The organism is Alteromonas sp. 38, from assembly GCF_902506055.1.
Taxonomy (GTDB): domain Bacteria; phylum Pseudomonadota; class Gammaproteobacteria; order Enterobacterales; family Alteromonadaceae; genus Alteromonas; species Alteromonas lipotrueae.
This window is the reverse complement of record NZ_LR733300.1, coordinates 3418322-3432220: the sequence shown is the minus strand read 5'-3', so window position 1 is coordinate 3432220 and position 13899 is coordinate 3418322. Positions and strand designations below refer to the sequence as shown.

Annotated in this window: 12 protein-coding genes; 7 read left to right on the top strand and 5 right to left on the bottom strand. The window is 43.2% G+C overall.

Annotation, left to right across the window (positions count from 1 at the left end):
• Nucleotides 1–384: 384 nt before the first annotated feature.
• Entirely contained in the window at nucleotides 385–528 is a 144-nt protein-coding gene (locus FLAVO9R_RS14950; RefSeq protein WP_232370663.1) for a hypothetical protein, read from the bottom strand.
• On the bottom strand, nucleotides 521–1702 hold the full coding sequence (locus FLAVO9R_RS14945; protein WP_159532576.1) for an MFS transporter: 1182 nt from the start codon (nucleotides 1700–1702) through the stop codon (nucleotides 521–523). Before FLAVO9R_RS14945 ends, FLAVO9R_RS14950 begins: the two co-directional genes overlap by 8 nt.
• Nucleotides 1703–1978: 276 nt before the next feature.
• On the opposite strand from FLAVO9R_RS14945, the gene FLAVO9R_RS14940 reads away from it, so the two are divergent.
• Together FLAVO9R_RS14940 and FLAVO9R_RS14935 are read left to right on the top strand one after the other, a co-directional pair.
• Nucleotides 1979–2860: an ABC transporter ATP-binding protein gene (locus FLAVO9R_RS14940; RefSeq protein ID WP_159532574.1), complete on the top strand. Its 882-nt coding sequence runs from the start codon at nucleotides 1979–1981 to the stop codon at nucleotides 2858–2860.
• Nucleotides 2861–2872: 12 nt separating this feature from the next.
• On the top strand, nucleotides 2873–6430 hold the full coding sequence (locus tag FLAVO9R_RS14935) for an ABC transporter permease/M1 family aminopeptidase (protein ID WP_159532572.1): 3558 nt from the start codon (nucleotides 2873–2875) through the stop codon (nucleotides 6428–6430).
• Nucleotides 6431–6839: 409 nt separating this feature from the next.
• Here FLAVO9R_RS14935 and FLAVO9R_RS14925 read toward each other — a convergent pair whose 3' ends face one another.
• Nucleotides 6840–7109, bottom strand: coding sequence for a hypothetical protein (locus tag FLAVO9R_RS14925; RefSeq protein ID WP_159532570.1), 270 nt, complete (start codon nucleotides 7107–7109; stop codon nucleotides 6840–6842).
• An 817-nt stretch (nucleotides 7110–7926) separates the two neighbouring features.
• Here FLAVO9R_RS14925 and FLAVO9R_RS14920 point away from each other — a divergent pair.
• Together FLAVO9R_RS14920 and FLAVO9R_RS14915 are read left to right on the top strand one after the other, a co-directional pair.
• On the top strand, nucleotides 7927–8370 hold the full coding sequence (locus FLAVO9R_RS14920) for a DUF3010 family protein (RefSeq protein ID WP_159532568.1): 444 nt from the start codon (nucleotides 7927–7929) through the stop codon (nucleotides 8368–8370).
• 113 nt (nucleotides 8371–8483) lie between these two features.
• Nucleotides 8484–8816, top strand: coding sequence for a hypothetical protein (locus FLAVO9R_RS14915; protein WP_013783016.1), 333 nt, complete (start codon nucleotides 8484–8486; stop codon nucleotides 8814–8816).
• Between the two features lie 102 nt (nucleotides 8817–8918).
• Here the strand turns inward: FLAVO9R_RS14915 and FLAVO9R_RS14910 are convergent, their stop codons facing one another.
• Both FLAVO9R_RS14910 and FLAVO9R_RS14905 read right to left on the bottom strand, forming a co-directional pair.
• Nucleotides 8919–10163, bottom strand: a complete 1245-nt coding sequence (locus FLAVO9R_RS14910) for a DEAD/DEAH box helicase (protein ID WP_159532566.1) — start codon at nucleotides 10161–10163, stop codon at nucleotides 8919–8921.
• A 332-nt stretch (nucleotides 10164–10495) separates the two neighbouring features.
• Nucleotides 10496–11431 carry a hypothetical protein gene (locus tag FLAVO9R_RS14905; RefSeq protein ID WP_159532564.1) on the bottom strand — a complete coding sequence of 312 codons (936 nt, stop codon included), beginning with the start codon at nucleotides 11429–11431 and terminating at the stop codon, nucleotides 10496–10498.
• A 230-nt stretch (nucleotides 11432–11661) separates the two neighbouring features.
• On the opposite strand from FLAVO9R_RS14905, the gene FLAVO9R_RS14900 reads away from it, so the two are divergent.
• Genes FLAVO9R_RS14900 through FLAVO9R_RS14890 form a run of 3 tightly spaced genes read left to right on the top strand, consistent with a single transcriptional unit; the run spans nucleotide 11662 to nucleotide 13886 of the window.
• Nucleotides 11662–11970: a DUF1272 domain-containing protein gene (locus tag FLAVO9R_RS14900; protein ID WP_159532562.1), complete on the top strand. Its 309-nt coding sequence runs from the start codon at nucleotides 11662–11664 to the stop codon at nucleotides 11968–11970.
• Between the two features lie 30 nt (nucleotides 11971–12000).
• Nucleotides 12001–12897 carry an EamA family transporter gene (locus FLAVO9R_RS14895; RefSeq protein ID WP_159532560.1) on the top strand — a complete coding sequence of 299 codons (897 nt, stop codon included), beginning with the start codon at nucleotides 12001–12003 and terminating at the stop codon, nucleotides 12895–12897.
• Nucleotides 12897–13886: a GlxA family transcriptional regulator gene (locus FLAVO9R_RS14890; protein ID WP_159532558.1), complete on the top strand. Its 990-nt coding sequence runs from the start codon at nucleotides 12897–12899 to the stop codon at nucleotides 13884–13886. Before FLAVO9R_RS14895 ends, FLAVO9R_RS14890 begins: the two co-directional genes overlap by 1 nt.
• The last annotated feature ends 13 nt before the right edge of the window (nucleotides 13887–13899 follow it).

Genomic DNA, 13899 nt, shown 5'->3' with positions numbered 1-13899 from the left:
TTGTGAGTTACGATTAAAGCTGCAAACCATAGGCCTACTTTGCCAAATTTTTTAGGTTGTTGGTTAAAATAGCGTCAGAATGCGGCTTGTAGCCTGATTGTAACGAAAGAAAGGTAACGCGTTTTTGCGCAGTAATAATCGCAACAACAAAATTTGCTAACTAACTTACGAATAAAATTGTAAATATTTCTCAAATAAAGGGGGCAACAGTCACCACTGCTTTTTGTTTGGCTTATTTAGAATAACGAAGCGCATCGTTGAGGTTTTCAAAAGCAAAAACTTGGGGGTATTTCTACCACTAAACGTTGCTCTGTTATTCGCTTTAATAAAGCTTCTCCGTCGTTCATAAGACGCTGCAAACTAGATACGGCTGTGATGTTGAGTTCAATCAGGTACGCCAAACGGCGTACCTTTTGTGGCATCAAAGTGTGCCCAGTCGTTATCTAGTGGAAGCTCTGCGCCTACTGAAAAGTCGTGCGCTGCTAGTTTATCAAACGTGTTGGTATTGATAATGGCACCCTTACGCATTTATCGTAGTTGAAGCGTCACGTTTATCTAAGTAACCGCTGTACTTTGTTACCACTAACGCAGACACAGAAATAGCAGCGCCTATCCATGCGGTATCAGACAGTTCCATGCCCTCTACAATGGCACCGCCAACAATTGAACCTACCGCAATACCAATGTTGAACGCTGCAATGTTTAGCCCTGAAGCAACATCTACCGCATTTGGTGTGAATTTTTCCGCCAACTGCACAACATAGACTTGAAGGCCAGGTACGTTTCCAAATGCAAACGCACCCCACACTAGAATAGTAATCACTGCAGCAATTTTGTGACCCATGGTGAAGGTTAGGGCGAATAAGATAATGGCCAAAGCGCTGAAGATAATAGTGAGCGCGCGAATAGGGCCTTTTTTATCAGCTAATTTGCCACCGTATATATTTCCAACAGCAACTGAGACACCGTAAACCAGCATGATCAAGCTAATCGCAGAAGGCGCGAATCCTGATTCTTGTTGCAAAATAGGCGCAAGGTAAGTGAACGCGGTAAAGGTACCGCCATACCCTAGAATGGTCATTAGGTATACCAAGACTAAACGGGGCTGAACCAATACTTTCATTTGCTCGCCTAACGACGCAGGTTTACTCTGTTTTAAGTTGTTTGGCACAAGTAACGCACTGCCAATAAGTGCAATAGTGCCTAGTGCAGATACCACTAAGAATGTGGCTCTCCATCCAAAGCTTTGTCCAATCCACGTGCCAAGCGGTACACCTGTTACCAAGGCAACGGTAAGGCCGGTAAACATAATAGCAATGGCACTGGCTTCTTTTTCTTTAGCAACCAAGCTGGTGGCGATAGTAGAGCCAATTGAAAAGAACACACCATGGGCAAGGCCAGTTAAGATACGCGCCACTATTAGGCTTTCGTAACTAGGTGCCTGCCAAGCAAGGATATTACCGGCAACAAACAAAGCCATAAGACTTAGCAGTACATGTTTTCTGTTCCATTTACCGGTTAATGCAGTTAATACAGGGGCGCCAACAGCCACGCCAACAGCGTAAAGGCTAACGAGTAATCCCGCGCTGGGTAGGGTTACGCCAAGATCCGACGCTATCGTGGGCACTAACCCCACAATCACAAATTCGGTAGTACCAATAGCAAACGCACTTAACGTTAACGCAAATAATGCAATAGGCATTGTTAATCCTCACAAAAGTGGCTCAAAAGAGCCGTTATTTAAGTGCACACAGTGTGACGATTAATTTGTTTGTGAAAAACAGCACTAATAACAAAACACTTTTGCGGTTCTTGAAAATATAAATAGTGGGGCAGAATACTTTTTGCCTGAAAAGTACTCTGCTCTCATTTTTATTGTATTGACCAAATTTCGCACTTTGTTACAAGTTTTCAATTAACATACAAGCCATTACGGCGTAGTCTGAAAGTTGAACAATATAAAACTAAAGGAATGTTCATGCTCAGTATTATCGGCCTTACCAAAACGTATCCAAATGGGGTTAAAGCCCTGAACGGTATAGACTTGTCAATTCCCAAAGGAATGTTTGGGTTACTAGGGCCGAATGGTGCTGGGAAATCATCATTAATGAGAACCATTGCCACGTTGCAAACACCTGACGCAGGCTCCATTCAGTTTGACGATATCGATGTTCTGGCCGATCCCAATGCGCTGCGCCAGCGTCTTGGGTATCTGCCACAGGATTTCGGCGTTTATCCGCGCATTAGTGCTGAAAAATTGCTAGACCATCTTGCGGTATTAAAAGGAATAAACAGTAAGTCAGACCGCAAAGAGGCGGTAGAAAGCCTATTAGTTCACACAAACTTATGGCAACACAGAGATAAAGCTGTGAGTGGTTATTCTGGTGGTATGCGTCAGCGCTTTGGTATTGCTCAGGCGTTACTTGGCGACCCCGACCTTATTATCGTTGATGAGCCTACGGCGGGACTTGATCCTGAAGAGCGTAACCGGTTCCATAATTTGCTGGTAAGCCTAGGTGAAGAGAAGGTCATCATATTATCTACTCACATTGTTGATGATGTGTCTGAACTTTGCCCGAAAATGGCGGTGTTGGGGCAGGGCCAAATCTTAATGGAAGGCAACCCAATAAGCCTGACACACGAACTGGCAGGGCGCATCTGGCGCAAACAGGTTAGCCAAGAAGAGTACCGCGAACTCGAACAGCACCTTAATATTATCTCGGCTCGTCTAATTGCCGGAAAGCATGTTATTCATGTTATGGCAGACACACCGCCAGAGGGCTTCGAACAGGCGCCGGCTAACCTAGAAGACGTATATTTCTCTACGCTGCATAACAGCCGCGCTGCGACTGCTGCGTAAGGGAGAATAACGATGTTTTTGAACAGCCTCACTTTTGAATGGCGATATTATCTTCGCCAACCCTCATTTTACGTCACCATGCTGGCGTTTTTCCTATTGCCCTTTATGGCTACAACCACCGACAATGTGCGTATTGGTGGCGGTGGTAACGTACTCTATAACGGCTCGTTTGCTATCACTCAAACCACGCTAATCATGAGTATTTTTGCGTTATTCCTGCTGGTTAACTTTGTTTCCGGTACGGCTACACGCAATCACTCCAGCAACATGGGCGAACTAGTCTATACGCGACCCATTACACCGCTGCCGTATCATTTAGGCCGTTTTTTTGGCGCCTATCTGGTCAGCCTTTGCGTATTTGCTATGGTCCCCATCGCTATTTTATTAGGCTCGTTGATGCCTTGGATAGATCAGGAACGGATAGGGCCCACGAACTTAAGCTTCTATTTGACCACCTTTTTCTACTTCTCAGTGCCCAGCATGCTTGCATTGGGAATGATATTTTACGCTATTGCCCAGCGCCTTCGCTCAATGATGGCGGCGTATCTGGTAGCCATGGGGATCTTTATTTTTTACCTTATAAGCGGAGTGGTAACGTCTGAGCCGGAATTCCGCACTATCGGTGCACTGTTAGACCCATTTGGCCTGCGCACCTATGGAGAGGTAACCCGTTATTGGACCGTATTTGATAAGAACACCGCCGTTGTGTCGTTAGAAGGTGTGTTGTTACAAAACCGTTTGATTTGGCTTGGCATAGGCGCGGTTATTTTGGCAACCGTCGGCAGCATTTATCAAATGCGCTGGCAGCAGAAAGCCCGTAAAGAGAAGCCCACAAAAGCATCAAAAATTCCACCACCACAAAGCCTGAACCTAACCATAAAATCGCAGCATGGCGAACAGCTTAGTAAGTTACTAACCCGTATCGGCTTCGAAATGCGCCAAGTAATGTTTAGCCCTGCGCTGCTTGTGCTAATGATATTCACGCTGTTCAACCTTACTGCGTTGTACTTCGTGCCTATTGGGGGCATTTACGGCACTTCAAATTGGCCGTTGACTTACAAGATGGTCGAATTCATTCGCGAAAGTTACGGGCTGATGATGCTTATCGTCATCACCTACTATAGTGGTGAAATTGTCTGGCGCGAGCGTGGATCGGGGATGGGCGATATTATCGATTCTACACCTGCGTTTAACCTTGTGTTCTGGGTATCTAAGCTGCTTGCGATGTGGGCAGTAACCGCTTTGCTGTTCGCAATTGGTATTGCTTTTGCGGTCATTTATCAGGCTACGCAGGGCTACTTTGATTTTGATTTCGGCACCTATCTAATTGGGATCTATTTTGTGTCCTGGGTACCGTGGGCGCTACTGGCCGTGTTGGCATTCTTTATTCAGGTGTTAAGCCCGAATAAATTTGTGGGTATGCTGCTGTTTGTGGCTTACTTCATTATTAGCTTAGTGTTTGCTGAGCTTGGGCTTGAGCATAATATGTGGAGCTTTAGTGACGCCCCACAAGTGCTGTACTCAGACTTAAACGGCTGGGGCTGGTTCTTAGGGCCATTTGCTTGGTATATGCTTTACTGGAGCGCGCTATCGCTGGCTCTTTTCACTGTAGGTTATGCCATGTGGCAGCGCGGGCCGGAAGTTTCACTAAAACACCGTTTCAAGCTACTGGGTTATCAGTTAGGTACTTCCGGAAAAACGGTGTTGGCGGCAAGCCTCATCGTATTCGTGCTTACAGGTGGCTACATTCATTATAATACCAAGGTAGTGAATACGTATCTTACACAAGATGAAGGTTTCGAGTTACAGGCTGAATACGAACGGCAATTCGCTCAGTACGAGGACGATTTTATTCCGGTGGTAACCCGTGTTAATGCGAATGTTGATATTTATCCCGAAGCCCGCCGTGTCGAAGTATCTGCAGACATTACAGTAAGCAATCCATTTAATGAGCCCATTTCGCGCACCCTAATTTCCGTGCCTCAATTCACTACTGAGTGGGGTATCGTTATTCCCGGCGCGCAAGTTAGCGAACGTTTCGACTCACTCTCTGCAGCATGGATGACGTTTGAAGAGCCTTTGATGCCAGGCGAAACCCGAACCGGAACCGTGTCAGTATTGCGTGAGCATAAGGGCTTTAAAGACGGTAACTTCGATCTTCAAGTGGCTGAAAATGGGACTTTCATCGACAATTACTCGCTGTTTCCTTCTTTCGGGTTCAATCCACAATACCTGATTGCAGATAGGCACGAGCGACGCAAGCGCGATCTGCCAGAACGCCCTCGTTCATATCAATTGGAAGATTCCTCACGCTACGCTGAAAGTGGCTTTGGTAAAGGCGTAACCTTTATCGACTTTGAAACTACCGTGTCTACTAGCAGCGATCAGATTGCTATCGCACCTGGTTACTTGCAAAAAGAGTGGCAGGAGAACGGGCGTCGCTATTTTCATTATAAAATGGATGCCCCTATCGTGAATTTCTTCTCATACCTCTCGGCACGCCATGACGTTAAAAAGGACGCTCACAACGGTGTAAATATCGAGGTGTATTATCACCCAGAACATAACTGGAACGTGGATGTGATGGTACAAAGTGTGAAGGATTCACTGGATTATTTCACCAACGCCTTTGGCCCTTATCAACACCGACAGATGCGCATTATAGAGTTTCCAGGTTATCGCTCGTTTGCACAGAGCTTTGCTAATACCGTGCCGTACTCGGAGGAAATTGGTTTTATCGCGGATTTGCGCGACCCGGAAGATATAGACTACGTGTACTATGTTACGGCACATGAAGTTGCACACCAGTGGTGGGGACATCAGGTAGGGGCGGCGAATGTGCAGGGGCAGTCTATTATTATTGAAAGTTTGTCTCAGTACAGTGCCATAATGGTGCTGCGTGAACGCTTTGGCGAAGACAAGATGCGCCGCTTCCTTAAATACGAACTCGACCGTTACTTACGCGATCGCGGCAGCGAGCTTATTGAGGAAATGCCGTTCATGCGTAGTGAGAATCAGCAGTATATTCACTACCGCAAAGGCTCGGTAGTCATGATGGCTATTCTCGACCGTTTAGGGGAGGAACGTGTTAATACCGCGCTTAAAAACTTCTTAGAGGAGTATAAGTTCAGTGATAACCCGTATCCGACTACGCTAGATCTTCAAGCTGCGCTAAACGCCCAGGCCACAGAAGAAGAGCAGCAGTTTATTGCCGATTTGTTTGAGCGCATCACGCTATATGACTTGAAAATGTTGTCAGCAGACGCAGAACAAACCAGCGACGGTAAGTTCGAAGTGACCATGACCGTTGCGGCTGCGAAATTTGAGGCTGATGGCGCGGGGCGTGAGACTGAAGGCGCAGTGAATGAGTACATCGATATCGCGTTGTTTAGCGGCGATCCCGAGGACGTGTCTGGCGACACCAAAGTGCTTTACAACCAGAAGCACAAGCTCGTTAGCGGAGAAAATACTTTTACCGTTACGGTGGAAGAAAAGCCTGCCTATGTGGGGGTAGACCCCTTCGTGAAAATGATCGACAGGGACAGCGGCGATAACGTAATTCAACTTTAAGTAATAGAAGTGGAATAAAAGGGGTCAGAGTACATTACTATAAAAGTACTCTGACCCCATTTTTTCATTAATCACAATTAATAACTTGCGTATAACCTTTACAAAACTCGTCCTCTAGCGCCACTTCTGAAAATCCATATTCATCATCCTGATACCGTCTTTCCACTGAGCCAGACCAATTGAACGTATTAGATTCGAGATAAACGAAGTAAGCACTGGCTTGTGTTTCTAAAATCTTTTTAGTTGAGTTGGGTGCTATACTTATCCAGCCTTCGATTTGCCAATCGTCCTCTACAAAAGTAAGAACAGATAAAGTTTCGTCGCATAAATTTTTCGCTTTTATCGTATTGAAAAGGTTATTTGCTGCCTTGATTAACTCACCGTTGTCGTATTTCCCATAAATTGTTTTTCAATGGGCTTCATCATATAGCTGCCACACGCCGTGCATCTCATTCGCCAAATACTTTCCTGCTTTTAAAATTCTGCCATTTTCATCGAGCTTTTGATATTTTCCTGACTTGTATTCATTTATATAGGTAGTTTCTTCGGCTAAGTTACCATTCGAATGGTATTCATAATCTCTCCACATACCCTTCTTGAAACTCCTAAGGCCGCTTTTTAAGCCGTTGTAGGTCTCTGTATGAGTTTCTTGTTGGCCATTGCTGTAAAACGTGTTCACCTCGCCTGGGCCAATTTCTTCTCCGTTCTTGACGGTGTATTTTTTAAAATTTCGTTGTTAGGCGTTAGATACAGAAATTCCCCTTCTTACTCACCATCAACAAAACTGCTTTTAACTGCGATATTACCGTTTGGATGATAGCTAATGAAGGTGCCTGATGTATTTTGACTGATAAATTGGTCGGCAAACAGCTCGGCGTTATACATGATGTAATAGTAGAAGTTTTCTTTCCTTATCAAACTCTATTGTAACTTCAGTCTTAATTTTACGGTTGCTGTAATATTCCTTGTAAGTCAATTGCGGCAACGTTGACGACCCTGAAATGCGTGTGTGCATATCGCCATTTTCATAATACTCATTAAATACGAAGTCACCCAGAAACTTTCCATTTTCAATGGTAAAGCTTCTCGACAATAAACCGGGGGCGACATAACCCACTACTGTGAAGTTCTCAAACCCCGGTTTTTCAGGAACGGTAACTAACCGAGTTTCTAGCTCACCGTTTTTAAATTATCTTCTGTAGTTGGCTATGATATCGCCATTTTTTTCTATATAAAATCCTTCGAACTGGAGTTGACCATTATCATGATATTCCCTTTCTACTTCTTGAGCGTAAGTAAAACAGTCTTAAAGACAGCTTAATAAACGTTCAAACCCATTTATGATTTTAAAATTGAGCGAGTAAGTGATTTGATAGGAAGCCATCTGCTGCCATTTTCATAGCAAAAATTATGATGTTGGCAAAGAAAGCTGAGTGTTGATAAATATCATTAGCAAAACACGCTATAATGGCTGATAAATGTAAATAGGAATGAATATGAAAGTCTGTGGTGTAGATTTAAAAGGTAACGAAGCGAATGTGTGTCTATTGTCGTTAATAGATGGTTTGTTTCATGTTCCCGACTGCCGTACACGCCGGTTAACGTTAGCCGATACCAGTGCTAAAGGGCTCAAAAGCTTTCAAAGTACTTTCGCTAAACTTGTTGCCGACTACAAAATTGATGCTGTGATAATTCGCCAGCGTCAAAGCAAAGGTAAATTTGCTGGAAGCGCTATTGGCTTCAAATTAGAAGCGGTTATTGAATTGATTGAAGGGTTAGATGTTGTTGTATTTAGCTCAACTGATATTAAAGAGTCTATACGCAGAAACCCAATTGCAGTGCCTTTTGCCGAAACGGGTTTGAAGCAGTTTCAAGAACCTGCCTTCACTACCGCTTATGCATGGTTAATGCATAACGAATACGCTTCGCAAGCAGAATAGAATAAAAGGAGCCGGGTACATTACTTTTTCAAAAATATTCGACTCCTTTATTTACACTGGCAATATGGTCTGAATTTGCTGATAATCAAATTTTTAAACTATTCAAAGATATAATGGAAACTCGACTCCCTCTGTACAAAAAATTGTTGGTGATGTGTCGTATTGAACCTGGCTGCCTTGGCCCGCAAGGAGCAGACTATGTCGAGGAATTTTGTGTTTTTGCAAAACAAAAACTGAAAGACAACCGCGGTCATTGTTTGCGTTGGGTTGTGAAACCCCGTTACGATAAATCACTTCCTGAGCTAGAATTTCAAATGAAAAACATTACTGTGTCGCGTGAGAATGCAGACAAGTATATGAATAGTTTTGATATCGATATTGATGTTTTCGAAGAAGAGTTGGAAGAGACCCTTGCCGATTTAGTTGATGTGTTTTTTGAGCGATGAAAGTGCTGAAATAATGGGGGCAGGGGACATTCCTTAACGTAGGTTATCTAAAGTGTACTATCTGTTTAACGTACTCTGACTCCATTATTTCCTTTTCCTGAACTAGCGGCGCTTTCTACGACCTTTTGAACGGCCTTTAACCTTTGGTTTATCGTCAGCTTCAAAATTTCCGTATAAGTCTTCTTCTACCTTAGCAGCAGGAGGCTTAGGTTTTGGCTTTGGCGTAAACCCAGTAATAAATGTCTTTTTAAATTGCCTGCCAAGAAGACGTTCGATTGATTTCAATTGTTTGGCTTCATCGTCGCTGAAAAGTGATATCGCTAAGCCCTTTGACGATGCTCTACCCGTGCGTCCTATTCTATGAATATAGTCTTCAGCTACATAGGGGAGGTCAATATTAATCACGCATGGCAATTGCTGAATATCAATGCCTCTAGCGGCTAGGTCTGTTCCAATAAGTACTTTAATAGTGCCGCTTCTAAAACCATTTAACGCCAATGTGCGTGCTTGTTGCGTTCTGTTTGCATGAATAGACTCGGCAACAATACCTTTCGCTTCGAGTTCATTCCTCAAGCCATCTGCGCCTCGTTTAGTGCGCGTAAATACCAATATTTGAGACCAGTCATTGTTTTCAATAAGGTGAATGAGAAGCTCGTTTTTTCGCTCTTTGTCTACCGGATGTAATACTTGCGTGATTTTCTCGATATGATCATTGGCCTTTGCTAACTCAATAGTCATAGGGTTGCTCAGCATCGTGTTTGCTAATGTTTTAATTTCTTTTGAAAATGTGGCGGAAAATAGCAGGGTTTGACGTTTTTCAGGCAGAAGCTTTTGTATGTGATGAATATGGTCAACAAACCCTAAATCCAACATGCGGTCAGCTTCATCTAACACCAATATTTCAAGAAGATCGAAGTTGATTGCACCTTGCTCGTATAAGTCTACCAAACGCCCTGGCGTTGCGATGAGAATATCAACACCTTGCGCTAACGCATATTTTTGAGGTTCAATCCGCACGCCACCAAACACGGCCGTTGAGCGGACTTTTAAATTCTGGCTATATTGTTCTACGTTTTGGGCAACCTGTGCGGCAAGCTCTCGAGTTGGAGCTATGATCAGGGCTCTTATACAATTGGGTTCTGGGCGTGGCATATCTGCCAATAGCTGCAAAATAGGCAGTGAAAAACTCGCTGTTTTCCCCGTTCCTGTTTGTGCTATCGCGATAAGATCTTGCTTACTCAATATTGCTGGAATAGCTTCCTGTTGAATTGGTGAAGGCGTGATATAGCCTTTTTCAGCAACGGTGTTTACAAGTTCGGTACATAAGCCTAAAGCGCAAAATGACATAGAGGGAAGCCCGCGAGGTATTAACATTGGCGCCATAATACTTGAATAATAGGGGCAGAGTACACAGTCTACGATAAAGCACACTGACCCAATTTATCAGGAAACAATCACCAGAAAAAACAGCAGGCGTTGATAGGTGGACAACGCCGATGATATTAGCAGTAAAGCCTTAGATAGGGGGGGAAACTACCTTTTCACGAAGCTAGAACCCTAACTTCAATGCTATCCTTTGCATCCACTATTAACAGTCATATTAAACTCCTTAGTTATTATATTATTTTAAACTATTTTGGTAATTGCAGCCAATAAAAATAATTATATAATTCATTGGGTTAGTTGAATTTTAAGTGTATTGAATCTAAATCAACCCTCAAATTTGAGAAACTGCCGATTTCCACCATTTCTTGATGTACCGTCTTCTGTTCCTGAGATACGGGCCCTACCTGAGTGTCGGTCCTCGTTTTATAATCTACTAACAAAGGACGACTTAACTGACTAGATACATAAACGTCATAAATATCTGTGAAAAATGAGGGGGTTATTTTGAAACTCTCTTTTTTATCAACCCATAAATCGTAGTTGATTATTATTTCAGCAACCTCTCCTGGGGCAAGTTCAATGTCGTACTTCCTCTTATAAGGCTCTGAGCCTTTCAATATTCGGCCAGTCTCTACAACGTTCGATTTACCATTTTTTCGGATTAACTCACACCGAGTTATTCTTCCCCAATTTTCGTGGTTAGGACTTTTTAATACGGTATCATCTGTGTAGACCTCTAAAATGCCAAACTCGTCTTTCAGTGGAGTAGAGTGATGCATGTTGAGTATCTCGAATTTAGAATAGATTGAAAGGTTCAAGAAACCACTGTCTTCTTCTAATACAGAGATTTCCTTTTTTGCGGAAATCAATTTGCAAGAATTCTCGTTAAACTTTTCCTTTAGAAACTCCATAAGAGAGCCATTGTGGGGAACATCTCTAAATAAAAAGTTAATTTTGTTTTCGATACATTCTTCTTTGGGCGAAATAGTAAATAGAAGTGAGACTATTGCACCAACAAAAAAGAAAAACCAAAAATCTTGCGCTGCTGAAGCATAAAATGAAATGGTATATGAGTCACTAACGGGAACTTCTTTTGCTACCCACGTTATATCTTGGAGGTAAATACCCTTATAAGCTCCAATAACCAATAGTCCAAACCCGTAGATAACCAGTACGATAAAAACTGATATAGCGCGATGCGTTACCAGCCAATCCCAAACAGCCCTCATAAGTTCCCTCTATAATTATTTTAAGATTTATGACCTACTTTAAATACTATATCTAAAATTAATTGTAATTATAAGTTCATTAAGAATGGTGAAACTCAGCGCCTCTTCTCCCTAAAAGTAGTTTAGCCCTACTTATGGCCTTTTTGACCCGCTAAGAATAAGTTTTTGCCCTATCATCCATGTGCAAACAGGCATAGTATCGTAATGAACAATCATCAGTGCATATCTCTATGTTAATACTTAAACCTAATTGCGAATGCTGTAATGCATCTTTACCTGCTAACTCAGCAAATGCCTATATTTGCACTTACGAATGTACGTTCTGTGAAGATTGTTTAAAAGGAATTTTGCAAGGAGTTTGCCCTAACTGCGGCGGTGACTTGCAACGAAGGCCTATACGCCCCGTAAAAGCGTATCGTCCGGGTTTGGGTTTGCAGCATCATAGTGCAAGTAACGAGAAGGTCGTCGGACAACTCAGTGAGCAAGAAATCACTACATTTGTAGACAAAATGAAACATATTCCGGCGCATCAACGCTAATCAATTAATATCAGCGAAAAAGGGTAGGGTATGTTAGGAAAGGATTTATTGATCGCTATATTTATTGTGGTGGTATGGGGCGTAAATTTTGTTGCTATTGCTTGGGGGTTAGAAGGTATGCCTCCTTTATTAATGGGAGGCTTGCGTTTTTTATTAGTCGCATCGGTGGGGGCGTTATTTTTCAAACGACCGAACACCCCGTTTATATGGTGGGTGGCCTATGCTGTGCCCATTAGTTTCCTGCAATTTGCATTTTTATTTTCAGCTATGGCCTATGGGATGCCCGCTGGGTTAGCGTCGCTTGCGCTGCAAGCACAGGCGATGTTTACCATGATTTTTGCTATGTTTTTTCTAAAAGAATCAATAAAAAATTATCAGGTGTGGGCCTTTTTTATTGCCGCGTTTGGCTTAACTTTTATCGCACTAAGTAAGGATGAACATAGCATCACAGCCCTTGGGTTCGGTTTAACCATGGCGGGTGCGGCAAGCTGGGCATTGGGTAATATTAGCGCAAGAAGCATTAGCAATCGGGGCTTTAATTCGAACGTAAATTTAGTGGTATGGAGTGCATGGGTACCGCCTATTCCATTTTTCATCGGCAGTTATTTTATTGAAGGGCCAGAGCTAATTATTACTAGTTTAAGTGGGTTTAGTTGGGTGTCGTTTGGTGCTTTACTGTATCTGGCGATTGGGGCCACCATTACGGGGTATGGGCTTTGGAGTTATCTATTAACCCGTTATCCGGCTGGCCAAATTGCCCCTTTGTCATTAGGCGTTCCTATTGTAGGGCTAAGCTCTGCTGCGCTCATGCTTGGTGAAAGTATTACGCCTATGCAGTGGTTGGGTATTATTTTGGTATTGTTTGGCCTGCTACTTAATACCTTTGGTGGGCGCTTTCGCCGTAAAGCAGCGGCGGTGAGTTTATAATGACCGATTCTGCTGCCACTTTTGAAACTAATGCTAATACAAAGGCCGACACCGAAATAATACCCATCTATATAGTATTGCTACCAGAGCTGTTGATGTTAGATGTGGTGGGGCCAGCAGAGGTTTTTGCTTATGCAAATCGCTACGGAAAAAACCATTTTAAACTGTATTTTGTTGGGCCGCAGACTTCGCTTAAAAACTCACTTGGTATGAAGTTGTCGGTAGACTCTCTGCCAACTACCGTTGAACCAAATGCTTGGCTATTAGTAACCGGCATGGTGGGTAATGAAATTAAGCTTGATACGCCTTCGCTTCATAAGGTGTGTGGGTGGTTAGCACAACATCAATTTGCCAAAGTGATCAGTGTTTGTGCGGGTGCGTTGGTGTTGGCGAAAGCCGGGTTGCTGAATAATAAAAAATGCACCACACACTTTATGCATTGCAATGAGTTATCTGCTTTACTCACCGCTAAACAAGTACTTGAAAATCGATTGTTTGTGCAAGATGGCAATGTGTATACGAGTGCTGGCGTATCAGCTGGAATTGATTTGGCGCTTCACTTGGTACAGCAGCACGTTGGCCCCCAAGTATCTGCAAAGATAGCCAGACAAATGGTTTTGTTTATTCGCAGAGGTATGCAAGATCCTAGTTTGTCACCGTATCTGGAGCACAGAAACCATTTACAGCAAAGAATTCATAGAATTCAAGATAAGATTCAGCAAGACCCCGCTAAAAATTGGAGTGTAGAAGAACTGGCTGATTTAGGGCATTGCAGTAAACGCCACTTTGCACGCCTATTTAAAGACAGCACCGGCATTACTAGTAAAGAGTATATTTACAAATTGCGATTGAGTTTAGCCCAGCAACTCTTGCAGCACTCGCCGTTACAGGTAGAAGAAATCGCCCAGCGGTGTGGGTTTGAAGACCCAAGGCAGTTTAGGCGTCTTTGGGCTAGATACCACAATAGCCCGCCATCATCCTATCGGTAGAGTGATGACGAGC